The organism is Trinickia caryophylli (assembly GCF_034424545.1).
Lineage (GTDB): Bacteria > Pseudomonadota > Gammaproteobacteria > Burkholderiales > Burkholderiaceae > Trinickia > Trinickia caryophylli.
The window spans coordinates 2,247,555-2,264,991 of the sequence record NZ_CP139970.1 but is presented as its reverse complement, the minus strand read 5'-3'; the positions used below and the strand labels follow the sequence as shown (position 1 = coordinate 2,264,991).

At 64.0% G+C, this 17,437-nt stretch carries 15 protein-coding genes; 7 read left to right on the top strand and 8 right to left on the bottom strand.

The features are described 5' to 3' along the window. Position 1: 1 nt before the first annotated feature. The 4 genes from U0034_RS10135 to gspG are packed head-to-tail and all read right to left on the bottom strand — an operon-like array spanning position 2 to position 2,121. Positions 2–691 carry a PulJ/GspJ family protein gene (locus tag U0034_RS10135; RefSeq protein ID WP_085230818.1) on the bottom strand — a complete coding sequence of 230 codons (690 nt, stop codon included), beginning with the start codon at positions 689–691 and terminating at the stop codon, positions 2–4. Further along, on the bottom strand, positions 669–1,094 hold the full coding sequence (gene gspI, locus U0034_RS10130; protein WP_085230819.1) for a type II secretion system minor pseudopilin GspI: 426 nt from the start codon (positions 1,092–1,094) through the stop codon (positions 669–671). The genes U0034_RS10135 and gspI overlap by 23 nt, the downstream gene beginning before the upstream one ends. A 2-nt stretch (positions 1,095–1,096) precedes the next feature. Then, positions 1,097–1,600, bottom strand: coding sequence for a GspH/FimT family pseudopilin (locus U0034_RS10125; RefSeq protein WP_085230820.1), 504 nt, complete (start codon positions 1,598–1,600; stop codon positions 1,097–1,099). Between the two features lie 56 nt (positions 1,601–1,656). Then, complete coding sequence (gspG, locus tag U0034_RS10120; RefSeq protein ID WP_085230822.1) at positions 1,657–2,121, bottom strand: type II secretion system major pseudopilin GspG; 465 nt, start codon at positions 2,119–2,121, stop codon at positions 1,657–1,659. 135 nt (positions 2,122–2,256) lie between these two features. On the opposite strand from gspG, the gene U0034_RS10115 reads away from it, so the two are divergent. Continuing rightward, the gene (locus U0034_RS10115) at positions 2,257–2,670 is read left to right on the top strand and encodes a general secretion pathway protein GspC (RefSeq protein WP_085230823.1); all 414 of its coding nucleotides are present in this window, start codon (positions 2,257–2,259) and stop codon (positions 2,668–2,670) included. Positions 2,671–2,685: 15 nt separating this feature from the next. Here the strand turns inward: U0034_RS10115 and gspF are convergent, their stop codons facing one another. From gspF to gspD, 3 genes are read right to left on the bottom strand one after another with little or no spacing between them, the layout of a single operon-like run. Further along, positions 2,686–3,903, bottom strand: a complete 1,218-nt coding sequence (gene gspF, locus U0034_RS10110) for a type II secretion system inner membrane protein GspF (protein ID WP_114718014.1) — start codon at positions 3,901–3,903, stop codon at positions 2,686–2,688. 30 nt (positions 3,904–3,933) lie between these two features. After that, positions 3,934–5,430, bottom strand: coding sequence for a type II secretion system ATPase GspE (gene gspE, locus U0034_RS10105; RefSeq protein WP_143795522.1), 1,497 nt, complete (start codon positions 5,428–5,430; stop codon positions 3,934–3,936). After that, on the bottom strand, positions 5,427–7,778 hold the full coding sequence (gspD, locus tag U0034_RS10100) for a type II secretion system secretin GspD (protein WP_085230038.1): 2,352 nt from the start codon (positions 7,776–7,778) through the stop codon (positions 5,427–5,429). Before gspD ends, gspE begins: the two co-directional genes overlap by 4 nt. A 496-nt stretch (positions 7,779–8,274) precedes the next feature. Here gspD and U0034_RS10095 point away from each other — a divergent pair, with 496 nt between their 5' ends. Together U0034_RS10095 and U0034_RS10090 are read left to right on the top strand one after the other, a co-directional pair. Then, positions 8,275–8,709, top strand: a complete 435-nt coding sequence (locus tag U0034_RS10095; RefSeq protein WP_386092171.1) for a lytic transglycosylase domain-containing protein — start codon at positions 8,275–8,277, stop codon at positions 8,707–8,709. A gap of 120 nt (positions 8,710–8,829) precedes the next feature. Further along, positions 8,830–10,140, top strand: a complete 1,311-nt coding sequence (locus U0034_RS10090; RefSeq protein WP_085230025.1) for a GTP-binding protein — start codon at positions 8,830–8,832, stop codon at positions 10,138–10,140. A 117-nt stretch (positions 10,141–10,257) separates the two neighbouring features. Here the strand turns inward: U0034_RS10090 and U0034_RS10085 are convergent, their stop codons facing one another. Next, positions 10,258–10,536 carry an HU family DNA-binding protein gene (locus U0034_RS10085; RefSeq protein ID WP_085230024.1) on the bottom strand — a complete coding sequence of 93 codons (279 nt, stop codon included), beginning with the start codon at positions 10,534–10,536 and terminating at the stop codon, positions 10,258–10,260. 423 nt (positions 10,537–10,959) lie between these two features. Here U0034_RS10085 and mnmC point away from each other — a divergent pair, with 423 nt between their 5' ends. From mnmC to U0034_RS10065, 4 genes are all read left to right on the top strand, one after another. Continuing rightward, on the top strand, positions 10,960–12,927 hold the full coding sequence (gene mnmC / locus U0034_RS10080; RefSeq protein ID WP_085230023.1) for a bifunctional tRNA (5-methylaminomethyl-2-thiouridine)(34)-methyltransferase MnmD/FAD-dependent 5-carboxymethylaminomethyl-2-thiouridine(34) oxidoreductase MnmC: 1,968 nt from the start codon (positions 10,960–10,962) through the stop codon (positions 12,925–12,927). Between the two features lie 869 nt (positions 12,928–13,796). After that, positions 13,797–14,999 carry a cation:proton antiporter gene (locus tag U0034_RS10075; protein WP_085230022.1) on the top strand — a complete coding sequence of 401 codons (1,203 nt, stop codon included), beginning with the start codon at positions 13,797–13,799 and terminating at the stop codon, positions 14,997–14,999. 67 nt (positions 15,000–15,066) lie between these two features. Then, entirely contained in the window at positions 15,067–16,185 is a 1,119-nt protein-coding gene (locus tag U0034_RS10070) for a YbdK family carboxylate-amine ligase (protein WP_085230021.1), read from the top strand. Positions 16,186–16,729: 544 nt separating this feature from the next. Further along, complete coding sequence (locus U0034_RS10065; RefSeq protein ID WP_085230020.1) at positions 16,730–17,374, top strand: MarR family winged helix-turn-helix transcriptional regulator; 645 nt, start codon at positions 16,730–16,732, stop codon at positions 17,372–17,374. Positions 17,375–17,437: the final 63 nt, after the last annotated feature.

Here is a 17,437-nt window from a genome sequence, read left to right as displayed (position 1 = left end):
GTCACTCCCCGATCAGAAACACGCGCGTGACCGGCACGCGCAGCGAGGTGGCGCCAATCCCGATCTCGAGACCTTTCACGGCGCGCTCGAGCGGCGCATTGCCGAACTGCGGCACCTTCATATTGTTGTCGTTGCGCGCGATCTCCGCGCGCACTTCGCTCATTTGCGTGGTCCAGCCCACGCGCGGTACATAAAGCCGCGCCGTGATGACCCCGACGCCCCCTATGAGCGGTACGGCACTCCAAGCACCGGCGCCGCTCGACGAGCCGAGCAGGCGCCGCAGCTCCCCGACGGTGGACACAGGCGGCGACGCATAGCGGGTCACGCGCCCGCCGCTCACCTGGTAGCGCACGACCTGCAGCCGCGGCGCCTCGCCGGGCATGCCGAAGCGCCGGACGATCTGCAGCATGTCGCCGGCCACGGCCACGGCCGGCTGCCCCACTTCGTCGTCGCTGGCCGCCTTGCGCGCATCGATCTGCACCTGATCGAAAAACTGCACAAAAACGCGCTCGTCCTCCATCGAATTCGAAATGGTCTGGCGCGCGCGGATGATCTGCTCGAGTCCGCGCCAGGACAGCACAGCGATGACGGCAAGAATCGCGATCGCCACCATCAGCTCGATCAGCGTAAAGCCGCTCTGCGCGCGCGGGTGTCGGTGCCGGTGGCCTTCAGAGCGCACGATTCGTCTCATTGGCGACCACCGTCACGAGTTGAGCGAGCACGCCATCTTCACCGGGTACGCTCACGAAGACTTCGACGCGCCGGAATACGGGGTTCGGCGTGGCGCTGACGCGTTGCGTGCACTGCAGCGGCTGGTTGCCCTGCGAGCAATCGAACGAATGCGAACCGATCTCGGGCCACTGGCGCGACAGATAGAGCTGCGCAAGAACGTTGTCGGCACTCCATCCCGCGAGCAGCCGGCGGTGAAGCGCGGCCTCGTTGTTCGCGAGCATCGCGCTCGCACGCAGCGCGGCGGCCAGCGCGACAGCGATGATCGCCAGCGCGACGAGCACCTCGATCATCGTGAAGCCGCGCGAGCGGGTACGGGAGGCGGGACAGCGCGAAAAGGACAGACGGCTGGGCAGACGGCGCATCGTCACCGTACCTCGTAGCGACCGTTGCCGGTGCCGACGATCGTCGCGCGGCCAACCGCCGAGTAAAGCGTGACGGTCACCGCCGCACCGATGCTCTCGACACCGAATACGATGCGCTCCGGACGCTGATCCGAGCCCGGATAGTCGATCGCGACGTCGGTCACGCCACCTTCCCATCTGCGTTCGCGCAGCAGGTCGTCGCGCTGGATCGGCCGCCACCCGTCGTCGGTGCGAACGTCGAAGCGATAGCCGCCCGCAACGGGCTGCCAGGCAATGGGGCGTGCGCGCACCTGCGCCTCGTCGGACGCCGATTCGAAAAGCAGCGCAAGCCGCTGCGCCTCCTCCTTCAATTCGGTGCGCGGATTGCGCGTGATCGACACCGACGCCAGCGAAACCAGCAGCCCCGCGATCACGAGCACGACCAGCATCTCGAGCAGCGTGAAGCCCGCCGCGCCGGTCAGGCGGGCGGTGCGGGAATCGCGGCGGCCTCTCGTCGGGCGGTCCATGATCGCGGTAGAAGGAGAACGGGGCGCAAAAGGCACGAAGGCGAACGCAGGCCCGATTACTGCCAGGACCCGATATCGGCGTCGTTGCCTTCCCCGCCCGGTTTGCCATCGGCGCCGTAGCTGAAGACGTCGATCTCACCATGCACGCCAGGGTTCAGGTACTGATAGGGATGGCCCCACGGGTCGGTCGGCAGCCTTTCGAGATAGCCGCCATCTTTCCAGTTGTTCGGAACCGGATCGGTGGTCGGCTTCGCGGTGAGCGCCTGCAAGCCTTGCTCCTGCGTCGGGTAGCGCCCGTTGTCGAGCCGGTAAAGATCGAGCGCCTGCTTGATCGAGCCGATATCCTGCTTGGCCGCCACTCGGCGCGCCTCATCGGGACGGCTCATGATCTTGGGCACGATGAGGGCGGCGAGAATGCCGAGGATCGCAATCACGACCATGATTTCGATCAGTGTGAAGCCGCGCTGACGCCGTGCGCGATGAGTGGCGAGTTCCATTTGACGACGCGTCCACATTTGCATCATTCCTACCTCATTTGAAAAAGTTTGCCGAAAAACGCCGCGTGGCACGGCGCGGTACGGCCGGTGATTGTAATGTCAGTTCGTTTGCGTTCGCGGCCACGCTCAGGCCCGGAAATAGTTCGTACAATGACACGCATGACTACCCTACAAATTCGCCTCCTCTCGTTCGTGACGTTCGCGGTTTTTTGCGCAACGATCACTTACTGGGTCATCGTGCTGAGCGCACGGCCGCCGGCTGCACCGCCAGCCGCGGCTGTCGCGCCGAGCGTATCCGTCGAAGACGCCACCGCACTCTTCGGCGGCAAGCTCACGCGCGACGTCAATCGCAGCATCAAGCTCTTCGGCATCCTCGCGTTGCGAGAAGGGGCGGCTGCGATCGTCGGCGTGGGCGACGAACCGCCGCACGCGATCGCCCTCGGTGGCCGCATCGGCGAAGATTCGAAGCTCGCTGAAGTGCGCCCGCGATCGATCGTGATCGACCACAACGGCGTGCGCTCCGAAGTCTTTTTGCCGACGAACGTCACTGGGCCGACCATCTACGTCCGGTAAACGCGAGCATCATTCTCACTGCACCATGTTGTTCAAGTCGATGATCGGCAGCATGACGGCCAGCACGATCACGAGCACGACGCCGCCCATGGCCAGAATCAACAGCGGCTCGAGCAGGCTCGTAAGAAACATCGTGCGCCGCTCGAGTTCGCGCGCCTCGCCCTCGGCCGCGCGATCGAGCATCGTCGTCACGTCGCCCGTGGCCTCGCCCGAACGGATCAGGTGCACGAGCACGGGCGGAAACGTGCGCGTATTGCCGAGCGCGCGCGAAAGCGACGTGCCCTCGCGCACGCGCACGATCGCATCGTCCACGTTGCCGCTCATCGCCCGATTGTTCAGCGTTTCTCCCGCCGCCTGCAGCGCACGCAGAATCGGCACGCCGGCCGCCGTCAGAATCGCCAGCGTGCTCGCAAAGCGCACCGTGTTGTAGCCGCGCACGAGCTTGCCCGCGAGCGGCGCGGTGAGCAGCCACCGGTCGAACGCAAGCCGCGGCCCCGCCTGCGCGAGCACGCCGCGCACGCCGTACACGACGATCGCCACCGCAATCAGCATCGCCCACCACCAGTGCCGCACGAAACCCGAGAGCGCCATCATCATCACGGTGAGAAACGGCAGTTGCTGCTTCGTGCTCGCGAAGACGTTCACCACCTGCGGTACCACATAGCTGAGCAGGAACGTGACGATGCCGAACGCAATGAGCGTCACGATGGCCGGATAGGTGAAGGCCAGCACGATCTTCTGCGTGAGTGCGTTGCGCTGCTCGATGTAGTCGGCCAGCCGCGAGAGCACGAGCCCGAGCTTGCCCGTATGCTCGCCGGCCGCCACGAGCGCGCGGTAGATGTCGGGAAAGTCGCGCGGATGCTGCTCGAGCGCGTTGGCCAGCGAATGCCCGCCGAGCACCTCGGCACGGATCGCGGCCACGAGCTCGCGGATGTAATCGCGCTCGGCCTGATCGGTCAGTACGGCCAGCGCCTCGTCCAGCGGCAGCCCCGCCGTGAGCAGGCTCGCGAGCTGGCGCGTGAGGATGGCCTGCTCGCGCTGCGACAGCTTGCGCCCGAGCGCGAGGCGGCGGCTGCGCTCGCCGCGCGCGGCGCTGCCCGCCAGCTCGACCACCAGCGGCGTCAAGCCCTGCGTGCGCAGCTGCGCACGCGCCGAGCGCGCGCTGTCCGCATCGAGCACGCCCTTTTGCGCGTGGCCCGCCGTGTCGATCGCCTCAAAGCGGAATGCCGGCATATCGCTCCCCGATCGGTTGCTGATGCGCCATCACGCGCCGCCCGTCACGCGGATCAGCTCCTCGAGCGACGTCATGCCCGAGGCGAGCCAACGTTCGCCGTCCTCGCGCAGCGTGCGCATGCCCTGCGCGCGGGCGGTAACCAGGATCTCGGCATCGGCCGCGTTGTGATGGATCATCGTGCGGATCGCATCGTCGATCACGAGCAGTTCGTAGATGCCGCGCCGGCCCGCGTAGCCCGAGCGCGCGCACTTGTCGCAGCCCACCGGGTGCCAGTGCACGCGGCCTTCCTCCACCCGCTCTTCCTTGCACACCGGGCACAGCCTGCGCACGAGCCGCTGCGCGAGCACGCCGAGCAGCGAGGAGGCGAGCAGATAGGGCTCCACGCCCATGTCGGTCAGACGCGTGACGGCGGAGGCCGCGTCGTTCGTGTGCAGCGTAGCCAGCACGAGGTGGCCCGTGAGCGAGGCCTGCACGGCGATCTGCGCCGTTTCCAGATCGCGGATCTCGCCGATCATGATGATGTCGGGGTCCTGACGCAGGATCGAGCGCAGCGCACGCGCGAACGTCATGCCGATACGCTCGTTGACCTGCGTCTGGCCGATGCCCGAGAGGTCGTACTCGATCGGATCCTCGACCGTCATGATGTTGGTCGTGGCCGTCTCCAGGCGCGAGAGCGAGGCGTAGAGCGTGGTCGTCTTGCCCGAGCCGGTGGGCCCGGTGACGAGCACGATGCCATGTGGCCGCGAGATGAGCTTGTCGAACTGCGCAAGCGTATCGGGGCCCATGCCGAGCGCTTCGAGGTTCAGATGCTGGGCGTCTTTTTCGAGCAGCCGCAGCACGGCGCGCTCGCCGTGCCCCGTGGGCAGCGTGGACACGCGCACGTCCAGCGCGCGGCCGCCCACGCGCAAGGTGATGCGGCCGTCCTGCGGCAGACGTTTCTCGGCGATGTCGAGCTGCGCCATGATCTTGATGCGCGAGATCAGCGCGCCATGCAGCGCTTTTTTCGGGCGCACGACGTCGCGCAGCGTCCCGTCCACGCGAAAACGCACGACGGACGCATTCTCGAACGGCTCGATGTGGATGTCGGAAGCATGCTCGCGCGCGGCCTGCGTGAGCAGTGCGTTGATCATGCGGATGATCGGCGCGTCGTCTTCCGATTCGAGCAGGTCCTCCACCTCCGGGATGTCCTGCATCAGGCGCGACAGATCGACTTCGCCTTCCACTTCGCCCACGACCTGCGCCGCGCTGCCGTCGTTGCGCTCGTATGCCTGGTTGATCGCCTGGGCCAGTTCGTCGGCCGGCAGGCGAACCGCCGTCAGCGCGCCGAAGTTGCGTGCCACTTCCGCGAGCGCCGCGCCGTTCGTGCGCTCGCTGATCCAGACTTCGATCCCTTCGGGGCGCTGATGCGCGACGAGAATCTGACCGTTGCGCGCAAATCCGTACGGCAAAAGACGCGCCGCGAGCGGCGAGGGCGCCTGGCGTTCACCCGCGGCGCCTTCGTGGGAAGTGCCACTCACGTCGCTCACTGCGACGCTCCCGGTGTTGCCGGCTGCGCCTGCTGAGGCACGGCCTGCGGTTGCGGCGGCTCCTGCTGCAACGGCACGGCCTGTGGTTGTGACGGTGCTGTCTGCGGCTGTGTCTGTGTCTGTGGCTGCGGTGTCGGTTGCCGGGTCATCTGCCTGAGATCGAACAGGTTCGTTGCCGGCGATGCGCCCTGGCTCGGGCCGGCCGGCATCGGGGGAACAACCGGGAAGTCCTTGTCGCGCATCACGTTGTTATCCGAGCGATATCCGCCCGTCATGTCCTGCACGTAGTTGTAGCGGTTCTCGGTGATTTGCTGCGCCGTGTCGCTGTCGTTGATGATCACCGGCCGCAGGAACACCATCAGGTTCGTTTTCTGACGCTGCTTGGTTTCCGAGCGAAACAGTTGACCGATCCAGGGGATGTCGCCGAGCAGCGGCACCTTGCTGTTCGACACCTGGTAGTTGTCCTGCATCAGGCCGCCCAGCACGATGATTTCACCGTTGTCCGCGAGCACGGTCGACTGGATCGAACGTATGTTGAACGTCGGGCCCTGCGAATTCGCCGACGTGCTGATCGTACTGCCGACAACCGACGAGTCTTCGGTATAGAGCTGAAGTTTGAGGATCCCGCCGGCGGTGATCTGCGGCTTCACGTGCAGCGTCAGGCCGACGTCGCGCCGGTCGTAGGTATTGAAGGCCGTGCCCGGTGTGGCGGTCGACAGGTTCGCGTACGACCCGGTCGGAATCGGCACGTTTTGGCCGACGACGATCTTCGCTTCCTCGTTGTCGAGCGTGACGAGATTCGGGGTGGACAGCACGTTCGCGTCGCTTACGCCGGCAAAGTACTGGAGCAGCCCGCCGAGCCCCTGCACGCCGAACATGTTGTGCAGCCATCCGACGTTCAAACCCTGAGTGAGGGTGTTCGGCAGCGACGCGGCCCCGGTAGCGCCGCCCGCGGCCAACCCCGCTGCCACGGTGAGAATATTGGAACTGTTTGCGTTGCCGGCGGTACTGGAGAGATTGGTACCCGCCAGAAGGTTGCCGTTCGCAATCTGCCATTGGATTCCAAGATTGCCGGCCCTGGTCGAATTCAGCTCGACAACCAGCGCTTCGATATAGACCTGCGCACGACGCGCGTCGAGCTGGTCGATCACGGCACGCAGATTGCGATACACGGCGTCCGACGCGGTGATGACGAGCGAGTTCGTCGCTGCATCGGCCTGAATCATGCCGCCCGGTTGGTTCTGGTCGTTGTTCTGGCCTTGCTTGTCGCCCAGAAAGCCGCCGTTGTTGTCGGCACCGCCTCGTCCGCCGCCGCTCGAGCCCAGCAGCGAACTGCCGCTTCCGCCGAGCGAGCTGCCGCCGTACGACGAGGGCAGCGGCGGGACGCCGCTCGTGCCGGTCGACATCGCGCCGCCGCCCTGATTGAACGAGTTCGCGTTGTTCGATTCGGCGCTCGACGCACCTTCTCCCGCCCCTTTGCCCATCATGCCGCGCAAGGTCTTTGCAAGCTGCACCGCATTCGCGTTGCGCAGATGCACGACATGCATGTTGCCCGGCTCGGAACTCGGGGCGTCGAGCTGCTGCGCAAGCTTCTTGGCCACCGCCAGCCGCGCCTTGTTCGATGCGCGCAGCAAGAGGGAATTTGTGCGCGGATCGGCCGAGACCGATACCTTCAGCGTTGCATCGGTATTGCCGATCGCGCCGGGATCGAGCAGCTTCGAGAGCTGCTGCGCCATATCGACGGCGTTGGCGTTCTTCAGCGAAACGACCTCGATCTCGCGGCCCGCCGCGTTGTCGACACCGGCGATGATCGACGCGATGCGCCTGACGTTGTCGGCATAGTCGGTAACGACGAGAGTATTGTTGGCTGGATAGGCCGCGATGGTGTTGTTCGGCGAAATAAGCGGGCGCAGCACCGGCAGCAGATTGTTCGCCGATTCGTTATGCAGTTGGAAAACCTGCGTGATGACCTGATCGCCGCGCGCGCTCGTCACATTGCCGACATAAGTGGGCACGCCCTGAAGCTTGGCATCGGCCTCCGGCACGACCTTCAGCAAACCGTGATCCTGAACGAGCGCGAAACCCTGCATGCGCAGCGCCGATTCCAGCGTCTTGATCGCCTGGTCCTCGGGAACGGGATTCTCGGATACGAGGTTCAACTGCCCCTTGACCCGCGGATCGACGATGATCGTCTTGCCGGTCGCGGCGCCGATCGCCTTCGCGACCTGATCGATATCGGCGTTGACGAAGTTGAGCGCGACCTCCGCATGCGCGCCTTGCGCTGCCATCATGCCCGCGATCAGCAACGTTGCTGCGATTCGGCGCAATGCCATACGATTTGTTGTCATGGAATAGAAGTTCAATGCGAAAGTGCCGGTACACGGCATCTCGGGATTGGCCGCGCGCCGCCCCTTCGCGCCGGCCAAGCCTTCGAGAAACGAACATTAGCAGCTTTTTATGTCCCAATAATCACAATCGTTGGAAGTGCGCTTCTTTTCCTCCAAACGGATCAGATTTTCCTTCCAGGCGCGTCAGATTGTGGAGCGCTCGGGTGTCAGGCGATGTTCGCTCGCCGTCGTTCGCAAGCGGAATCGTCGCGAATTTGTCGTCGGCCGCCGTCAATATGTCGGTCGACACACCTTGCGCACAGTCCGCTGCCCGGTATCATACGGTCGTCGTTGCAGCGGATCTGCCGTGTCGCCCTCGGGTTTTCCCGAGCCCGGCCGGCCGCCGGGTGCGAAACCGTCGGGTTTCGAGGTTTCGAGGTTTCGAGGTTTCGAGGTTTCGCGTCATTTGATCCGATTCGATCCGATAGAGGAATACGCAAAAGCCATGAAGCGGGGCTTGCTCGTTCTAGCAGTGAGCGTGGGCGCATCTATCGCCAGCGCCGGCGCGCGCGCCGACTGCTTCGACGAAGCCGCTCGCTATCACCAGGTCAATCCGCTCGTTTTGCGGGCCATTGCATGGCAGGAGTCGCATAACCGCCCCGAGGCGCAGCACAAGAACACGAATGGGTCGACCGATTACGGCCTCATGCAGATCAATTCGATTCATCTTCCGCGGCTCGCCGAATACGGCATATCGAGCGACACCCTGATGGAGCCATGCAAGAACGTCTACATCGCGGCGTGGCATCTGCGGCAGAAGATGAACAAGTACGGCAATACGTGGGCGGCCATCGGCGCCTATCACTCCGAAACGCCGACCTTGCGCGACCGGTACGCGCGCCAGATCGCCGACATCCTGGTTCGCTGGAATCTGCTCCAGGCGCAGCGGTAAGGCCCGGCGGCTAAAACCAGCCGGCCCCCGGGCGGGGCGGTCGACCGCCGTTTGGTGCACAATGCACGCTACGCGCCCGCCAGGCGCCCCGCCTTTTTCGCTCATTCGATGTCCACCGCAATGAACCAGCCCCTTTTGCCCGTCACCGTGCTGTCGGGTTTCCTCGGCGCGGGCAAGACCACGCTGCTCAACCATATCCTCGCCAACCGTTCCGGCCGGCGCGTGGCCGTGATCGTCAACGATCTCGCCGCCGTCAACATCGACGCTTCGCTCGTGCGCGACGCCGCGGCGCTCTCGCGCGTCGAAGAACGGCTCGTCGAAATTTCGAACGGCTGCATTTGCTGCACGCTGCGCGACGACCTGATGACCGAAGTACGGCACCTCGCCGAGGAAGGCCGCTTCGATGCCATCGTCATCGAATCGACCGGCATCGCCGAGCCGATGCCGATCGCCGAGACCTTTACTTTCGAAGGCGACGACGGCGTTTCGCTCGGCGAATTCGCGCGGCTCGATACCATGGTCACCGTGGTCGATGCCTTCAACTTTCTGCGCGATTACGAGTCGTCCGAAGCCCTCGCCGAGCGCGGGCTCGCCACGAGCGAGGAAGACGACCGTACGCTCGTCGAATTGCTCGTGGAACAGGTGGAATTCTGCGACGTCCTCGTCATCAACAAGGCCGATCTTGTCGATGCGGATGCATTGGCGCGGCTCCAGGGCATCCTCGCACGGCTGAACCCGCGCGCCGTTCAGATCGTGAGCCGCTTCGGCGTGGTACCGCTGGGCGAGGTACTCGACACCGGGCGGTTCGATTTCGACGCCGCCGCCGCGGCGCCCGGCTGGCTCGCGTCGCTGAATCGCGAGCATGATCACCACGACCACGATCACGAGCATGCTCATGGGCACGACCATGGGCACGGCCATGAAAGCGAAGCCGACAAATACGGGATTACGAGCTTCGTCTACCGTGCACGCCGGCCGTTCCATCCGGAGCGGCTTTGGGCGCTGCTGCACGACGACTGGCGCGGTGTTGTGCGCAGCAAGGGCTTTTTCTGGCTGGCTACGCGCCACGACGTAACCGGCTCGCTGTCGCAAGCGGGCGGCACGTGCCGCCACGGCCCTGCAGGGTTCTGGTGGGCCGCCCAGCCACGGGACGAATGGCCCCAGGACGACGAACTGCTCGGCGAAATCGCCGCGGACTGGCATGGCTCGCTCGATGACCCGTCGATCGGCGACCGCCGCCAGGAAATCGTGATGATCGGCGTCGACCTGAACGCCGACGCATGGCGAGCGAAGCTCGACGCTTGCCTGCTCAGCGACGAAGAGTACGCCCAGGGGCCGGCGGCCTGGGCCGCGCTGAACGATCCATTCCCCGCGTGGGATCTCGACGCGCAAGACGAGGAGCACGGCGGCACGGACCAAATCGTCCGCTAGCGCGTCGGCACCCATCGGGCAAGCCGCGCGCGGCTTGCCGCTCATCATCGCCGCAACCGCGGCAAAAAAAAACCCGCCTTCAGGCGGGTGTCGACGAAGCGTCGAGCGAACATGCGCTCAGCGCTTGTTGACGGCATCCTTGAATGCCTTGCCAGCCGTGAACTTGACGGTCTTGGCAGCCGGAATCTTGATGGTCTCGCCCGTTTTCGGATTGCGGCCGGTGCGCGCTGCGCGCTTGCCCGAGCCGAAGCTGCCGAAGCCGATCAGTTGAACGGAATCGCCCTTCGACACTGCCTTCTTGACCACTTCGAGAAGCGTATCCAGCGTTTCGCCGGTTTGAGCCTTGCTAGCGCCCGTCTGAGCGGCGACGGCGTCGATCAGTTCCTGTTTGTTCATTAACGTTCCTCTTTTCAGATTGGAGTGACACGGACAGCGCGAATCGCGCCGATTATACGTACGCAAGCTGCGCCGTCGAGTAGCTGTGGCGAAAGCGTGCGCCAGCAACAGCGGTGCGCCTGCCGGCGCTGCCGTCGTGCGGCGCTTGCTATGATAGCTCAGCGCAAACCCAATAACGACAAGGCTTCCGAAGAATTTAACGCTTCTTTACCTTGTCGGCATTGAGTTTCCCGCATTGTCGTACTCGGAAAGCCCGCCTGCCAAGGGCTTTCGGGGTGCCGTCAGGCGCGGACGTTGGATTTTGCCAACGTTACCGGCCGTGCAGGCGCGACCGATTCACGCTGCCCGCCATACCCCGATCGCGCCCGTCAGGCGCACCGGTTGGCGCATCGGCGGCTCCTTTCAATTCTTTTTCGACCTTGCATGACTGTTCCGCTCGCGCCCGCCCAGCTTGCCTTCCGCGAGGACGGCACGCCCTTTTCGCCGCTTTACGGCGATATCTATCACAGCACCGCCGGCGCTTTCGCACAGGCGCAGCACGTTTTCATCGAAGGCAACGGGCTGCCTCATCGCTGGCGCGGACGCCGTCTCTACACGATTCTCGAGACGGGCTTCGGGCTCGGCGGCAACTTCCTCGCCACGTGGGCCGCGTGGCGCGCGGATAGCAACCGTCCCGAACGGCTGGCCTTCGTCTCCATCGAAAAACACCCGTTCTCGAGAGACGATCTGCACCGATTGCACGATCGTATCGTTGCCGACGCAACGGTTGCGCCGCTCGCCGCCCAACTCGTCGACGCGTGGCCGATGCTCGTCGGCGGCGTACATCGGCTCGAATTCGAGGGCTCGCGCGTTTCACTGACTATCGCGTTCGGCGATGCGCAGGACATGCTGCCGAAACTGCGGCTGCGCGCCGACGCGCTTTATCTCGACGGCTTTGCGCCCGACAAGAATCCGGAACTCTGGTCTGCGCCCGTCTACAAAGGCCTCGCCCGGCTGGCAGCGCCCGACGCCACACTCGCGACTTATACCTGCGCCGGCCATGTCCGGCGCGGGCTCGAAGCCGCGGGTTTCGCCTGCGACAAAGCGCCGGGATTCGCCGGCAAGCGCGAAATGCTGATAGGGCGGTTCGCGCCGCGCTGGCGCGTACGTCGTCACGAACCGCCGCTTCCGTTCATCTGTGCCGACCGGCACGCGATCGTCGTCGGAGCGGGGCTGGCGGGTGCGGCGCTCGTCGAAAGGCTCGCATCGCGCGGATGGCGGGTGACGGTGCTCGAGCGTCACGCACGTGCCGCGCAGGAGGCTTCGGGCAATCCCGCGGGCGTCTTCCATCCACTGCTCTCGCGCGACGACAGCATGGCGTCGCGCATCACGCGAGCCGGCTTCTTGCACGCACTGCGCCGATGGGATGCGCTCGAGCAGGCGGGGCACGCGTTCGAGCGCAGCCGCAATGGTCTGCTGCAGTTGCCGGCAGACGAGCAGGAAGCCGCCGCGCTGACGCAGGCCATCGCGCGCTTCGGCTATCCAGCCGAACTCGTGGCGTGGCTGCCGGCCGCCGAGGCGGCACGGCTGACGGGTGCGGCACTCGGACGCGGCGGCCTGTTCTATCCACGCGGCGGCTCGCTGAGCCCAGCCGCGCTCAGCGCTGCGCTTTGCGCGGCGGCGGGGTCCGCACTGGACTGGCGCGCAGGCGCAAACGCCGCCCATATCGTCCGAAGCGGCGAACGATGGTCCGTGCTTGACGACCAAGGAGGCGTGCTTGCAAGCGCGGAAGTCGTCGTGTTTGCCAACGCGCACGAAGCGGCGCGTGTGGCTGGCCTGCGTCATGCACCGACGCGCCTCGTGCGCGGGCAACTGACGAGGCTGCCACCCGGCTTGGCCCCCTGGCTGCATCTGCCGCTCATAGGGGAAGGTTATGCCGTGCCGCTCGACGACGGCCTGCTCACCGGTGCGACCTACGAGATCGACGACGCGCAAGACGATCTGCGCGCGTCGGGGCACCTCGAAAACACGACGAGACTTGCCGCGCTCGTGCCGACGCTTGCTGGTGAGTTGTCGCGGCTCGACTCGGCGCGGCTTGCCGGGCGTGTCGGTTTTCGCTGCGTCACGGGCGATCGTCTGCCGATGGTCGGCGCGCTCGGCGATGAAACGCAATGTCTGGCGAGCGCCGCTGCGCTGCGCGGCGCGCAGTTGGCGGACCTGCCGCGCTCGGCCGGACTCTACGGCTCGTTCGCATTCGGATCGCGCGGCCTCGTCTGGGCGTCGCTTGCGGCCGAGCTCGTCGCCTGTCAGATCGAAGGCGAACCCTGGCCTATCGAGCAGGACCTGGCAGACGCGCTCGATCCGGCCCGGTACTTGTTGCGAGCACTACGCCACGGCGAGTTGGAACGATAACGAGATAGAACGGTAAGGCAATCGGTCGCCAATCCGGTTATCCACTGGCGGCTGTGGACAACCCGTCGATTGGTACGTGAATTCGCTGTGAAACGTGTGTGGACGTATACGGGACAACTGGTGGCAGCAAGGTCACGGGTACAAAGTTATGCCAGCAAGCGTATACGTCACGCACATTTTTCCTACCCGGTTATGCGTTTGCCAAACCCATGATTCGAATCGGTAAACCGAGGTTGTGCACAGAATTGGAGGCCCTTTGTTAACTTCTACTACATGTATACATACGTAAACATGTAAACCCTGACCCGAGCCATCCGCCACGAGCCGTATACGTCCGCAGAACCCGGCAAAAACCGGTGCGGCTCGTCCGTTTTTTGCCGGAAGGCGGTGCCGATCTCGGCTTTCAGCAGAACAAACATTGGATAAATTTTCCTATTCCGCTGATGTTGTCGATAAGTTCTACCGATAGAGGAGCGATCCGATGAAGATTTGCTTCAAATCGTGCAAGCTGTGGCACAATCCGCGTTCTTCCGCATGAGTTGCATGCAGGCGTGCCGGTAGCGGCGCGTAGTGGACGTTGACGGACCGTCGACGGAACGTTAACGGAACGGCGCAAGCCGGTTCGGAATCACAAACAACGGCAGCGTCCGTTTTCACTCATCTAGCCGGACTGCACGTGCGCTGCCAGAGCGCGCGCGTTTGCGCCGGCACATTCGCCGCAGCCGGCCACGCCCGCATCAGGGTGCCGGCTGCTGTCATCACAGCCCGCGGGGTGCCAGGCGCACGATCGGGCAAACACACGCATCCGAACCGCCGCCGTCCGACTCCACGCTTCGGGGCGGTGTACGACGCAAAGGAGAAGCTATCTCATGAAATCGGCGTTTTCCTTCCTTCCGAGCTGGCCGTTTGAACCGAGCGCGGTCTTCTGGGCAGGACTCGCCTTGCTCGTCGCCGGACTCTGCGGCGAACTTTGTTACCGGGCATGGCGGCTGCCACGCGTGTCGGGGTACGCTGTCATCGGGCTGATCGCCGGCTCGGCCGGTATTGGTGCGATCGACGCCGATTTCGGAACGAGTTCGCGGCTGCTGCTCGACGTCGCACTCGGGCTGCTGCTCTTCGAACTCGGCAGCCGGCTCGATCTGCGCTGGATCCGCCGCAACCCGTGGCTGATCGCGTCGAGTCTCGCCGAGGCGACGCTCACGTTCGTTCTCGTGATTGCCGTCTTGTTGTTCGCCAAAGTCGCACCGCCCGTGGCCACGGTATTGGCGGCGATCGCGATGTCGACTTCGCCGGCGATGGTGATTCAGCTCAAGACCGAATTGCGGGCGGAAGGACAGGTCACGCAAAGGTTGCTGACCTTGACCGCGCTCAACAGCATGTACGCGGTAGTCGTGGAAAAAATCGTTTCCGGCTGGCTTCATCAGGAGGTCTACGGCAATGCATTCGCAACGATCGTTCAGCCTGTCTATCTCATCGTCGGCTCGCTCGTCATCGCCTATTTGCTCGCGCGTGCCTGCAATTTCTTCTATCGGCGCGTCAACATGCAGGACGAACATTCATTCGTCACCTTGTTCGGGCTCGTCCTGCTGGCGATCGCCATCGCCAACGTATTCAAGCTTTCGACGATCCTGAGCCTGCTCGCGGCTGGCATCATCGTGAAGAATCTCGAGGAAAAGCCTCAGCTTTGGCCGCAGCATTTCGGCACCGCCGGCTGGCTGCTCACAGTGATCCTTTTCGTGCTGACGCTGACTTCGTTCCGGTGGAGCGACATCGCGCTCGGGGGCGTGGCGGCGCTCGGGCTCATCGTCGCGCGTTTCGTCGCGAAGGTCACCGGCGTACTGGTGTTCGCGCGGCCGAGCGGCCTCGACTGGAAGCAGGGCATCGCGCTCGGCCTTTCGCTCGCGCCCATGTCCGCGCTTGCCTATCTGCTCGTCGACGACACCTATCAGCTTTATCCGCAATTCGATCCGACGCTGCGGGCCATCGTCATGTGCGCCATTGCGGTGCTGCAGCTGGTCGGCCCGTGGATCGTCTATCGGAGCCTCACGCTCGTCGGGGAACGACGCGAATGAACGATAGCGCGGCCGATGGCCGCGCTCGTCGCGTTTCGTCGATATTGCAGCAAACCAGGACACGTTTATGGCACTTGAACCTTTCGTCAATTCCAAACCGTTCACGTTCGGGGTCGAGCTCGAGATCCAGATCGTCAACAAGCACGACTACGATCTGACAAAAGCGTCGTCGGATCTCATGCGCCTCGTGAAGGACCGCAAGGGCCCGGGCAACATCACGCCCGAGATTACCGAAAGCATGATCGAGCTCTCCACGGGCATTTGCACTTCGCACGAAGAAGCGTTGTCGCAGCTGCGCGAGATCCGCGACACGCTCGTGGCGGCGGCCGATCAACTCAACGTCGGGCTATGCGGCGGCGGCACGCATGCGTTTCAGCAGTGGAGCGAGCGGCAGATCTTCGATGCGCCGCGCTTTCAGTACCTGTCCGAGCTCTACGGATATCTCGCCAAGCAGTTCACGGTGTTCGGCCAGCACGTGCATATCGGCTGCCCGGATCCCGACAGCGCGCTCTTTTTGCTGCACGCGATGTCGCGCTACATCCCGCACTTCATTGCGCTCTCGGCTTCGTCGCCCTACGTGCAGGGCGTGGATACGGGCTTTCACTCGGCCCGGCTCAACTCCGTATTCGCCTTTCCGCTTTCCGGCAGAGCGCCTTTCGTGCTTACCTGGGACGCCTTCGGGGAATATTTCTCGAAGATGGTTGCCACCGGCGTCGTCAACAGCATGAAGGACTTTTACTGGGACATTCGGCCGAAACCCGGCTACGGCACCATCGAGGTGCGAGTCATGGATACGCCGCTATCGATCGATCGCGCGGCCGCGATCGCCTGCTACATCCAGACGCTCGCGCGGCATCTGCTCGTCGACAAGCCGTTCGTTCCCAAGGAAGACGATTACCTCGTTTATACGTTCAACCGCTTCGAGGCATGCCGGTTCGGCCTTGGCGGCACCTGCATCAACCCGCAAACGGGCGAAAGAAAGACGATCTTCGAAGACATCCTGCAAACGCTCGAGACGATTGCGCCGCACGCCGAGGCACTGCACGCGCAGCAGGCGCTCGTTGAAATCGGCGCGATAGCGAAGGAGCAGATGAACGATGCCACCTGGCTGCGCGGCATCGTGGCGAAAGAAAAATCCTTGCATGAAGCCGCACGGCAGCAATGCGTCCGGTGGCGCAGTTTTTAGTTGTTTTGACGTTTACATGTATACAAACATAGTAGTAGTTAACAAGCGCCGCATCTTCCTGTGGACAACCGTCAAATTCCGCGTGTCTTCAACGGGATGGCGGATTCATAACCACGTGGGAGAGCGGTGCGAATCGCCTGCGGCGAGCGGGTAACTCGCCGAGCGTTTTTTCCTGCCGCTTTGTTATCAAGATCCGCTTCACAGTACGCTCACGCGGTTATACACGGTTTATCCACAGGTTTTTGCGAATAACTGGGCTGTACGAATCGATTCAGTCGCTTAAAATGGCGCACATTGTCGAATGGCGGCGCGAGTTGGCGGATGAGCCTGGTCCGGTCTGCCCGGCGCATGAAAGGAGCAGGCATGCGGGACGAACACCGGGAATGCGTTTTTTCTTTGGTCCGATATCGAGCCCGCCAAGCGTAAAATCGGCTCGCTGGAGAGAGGGCCGCACCGCGGAGGTCGTGGCGCGCGCAAGGCAACGTGCGTCCCGGCCGGATCTGTCGCGGCAGGCTGTCAATGGCGAAATAGCGAAAGAATGACTATGAGCGAAGGCGTAAACGGAGAGCAGGCTCAAGGGCGCGTGACCCACAGCTTGCTGCGGCTGAACACGGCGATGCGAAGCCAGGCGTGGGAATGGGCCGAGAGCACCGGTTTGACGCCGACGCAAGGCGAGATCCTCATGCTGCTCATGCAGCGCAAGACGCCGATGCGGCTTGGCGACATCGCGCGCGACACGGCGCTGACCGCAGCCACGACGAGCGATGCCGTCAGCACGCTCGAAGCGAAGGGGCTCATCGAGAAACGTCGTGCGCTCGATGACGGCCGCGCGCTCGCGGTTCGACTCACGGCGCGCGGCCGCGCCGCGGCCAAGCGTGCGCAGCAATGGCCCGATTTTCTCAATGTCGCCATCGGCAAGCTCGAGGACGAAGAACAGGCTGTCTTTTACCGCACGCTGATCAAGATGATCCGCCTGCTCGAAGTGCAGGGCGATATCCCGATTCATCGCATGTGCGTGACGTGCAAGCACTTCGAGCCGAGCAAGAGCGGCAAGAAGGTGGTCCATCGATGCCTCGCATACGGGCAGCGTATCGACGATCTTGATTTGCGTCTCGATTGCGAGCGGCACGAGCAAGCGGACCTCGGTACTCAGAAAAAGACCTGGAAGATCTTCTCGCAGCATCCTTGAGGCGGCAGGCTTTCTGCGTCTGGCGCTGCGCGCGTCGGCCACGGCAAGGCCCGATCCGGTCGA

Coding starts and splice junctions, on each gene's coding strand:
- gspI (WP_085230819.1), bottom strand. CDS start 1,094: ATGCGCCGTCTGCCCAGCCGTCTGTCCTTTTCGCGCTGTCCCGCCTCC.
- U0034_RS10085 (WP_085230024.1), bottom strand. CDS start 10,536: ATGAACAAACAGGAACTGATCGACGCCGTCGCCGCTCAGACGGGCGCT.
- U0034_RS10075 (WP_085230022.1), top strand. CDS start 13,797: ATGAAATCGGCGTTTTCCTTCCTTCCGAGCTGGCCGTTTGAACCGAGC.
- U0034_RS10065 (WP_085230020.1), top strand. CDS start 16,730: ATGAGCGAAGGCGTAAACGGAGAGCAGGCTCAAGGGCGCGTGACCCAC.
- gspF (WP_114718014.1), bottom strand. CDS start 3,903: ATGCCGGCATTCCGCTTTGAGGCGATCGACACGGCGGGCCACGCGCAA.
- U0034_RS10125 (WP_085230820.1), bottom strand. CDS start 1,600: ATGGACCGCCCGACGAGAGGCCGCCGCGATTCCCGCACCGCCCGCCTG.
- U0034_RS10135 (WP_085230818.1), bottom strand. CDS start 691: ATGAGACGAATCGTGCGCTCTGAAGGCCACCGGCACCGACACCCGCGC.
- U0034_RS10090 (WP_085230025.1), top strand. CDS start 8,830: ATGAACCAGCCCCTTTTGCCCGTCACCGTGCTGTCGGGTTTCCTCGGC.
- mnmC (WP_085230023.1), top strand. CDS start 10,960: ATGACTGTTCCGCTCGCGCCCGCCCAGCTTGCCTTCCGCGAGGACGGC.
- gspD (WP_085230038.1), bottom strand. CDS start 7,778: ATGACAACAAATCGTATGGCATTGCGCCGAATCGCAGCAACGTTGCTG.
- U0034_RS10070 (WP_085230021.1), top strand. CDS start 15,067: ATGGCACTTGAACCTTTCGTCAATTCCAAACCGTTCACGTTCGGGGTC.
- U0034_RS10115 (WP_085230823.1), top strand. CDS start 2,257: ATGACTACCCTACAAATTCGCCTCCTCTCGTTCGTGACGTTCGCGGTT.
- gspG (WP_085230822.1), bottom strand. CDS start 2,121: ATGCAAATGTGGACGCGTCGTCAAATGGAACTCGCCACTCATCGCGCA.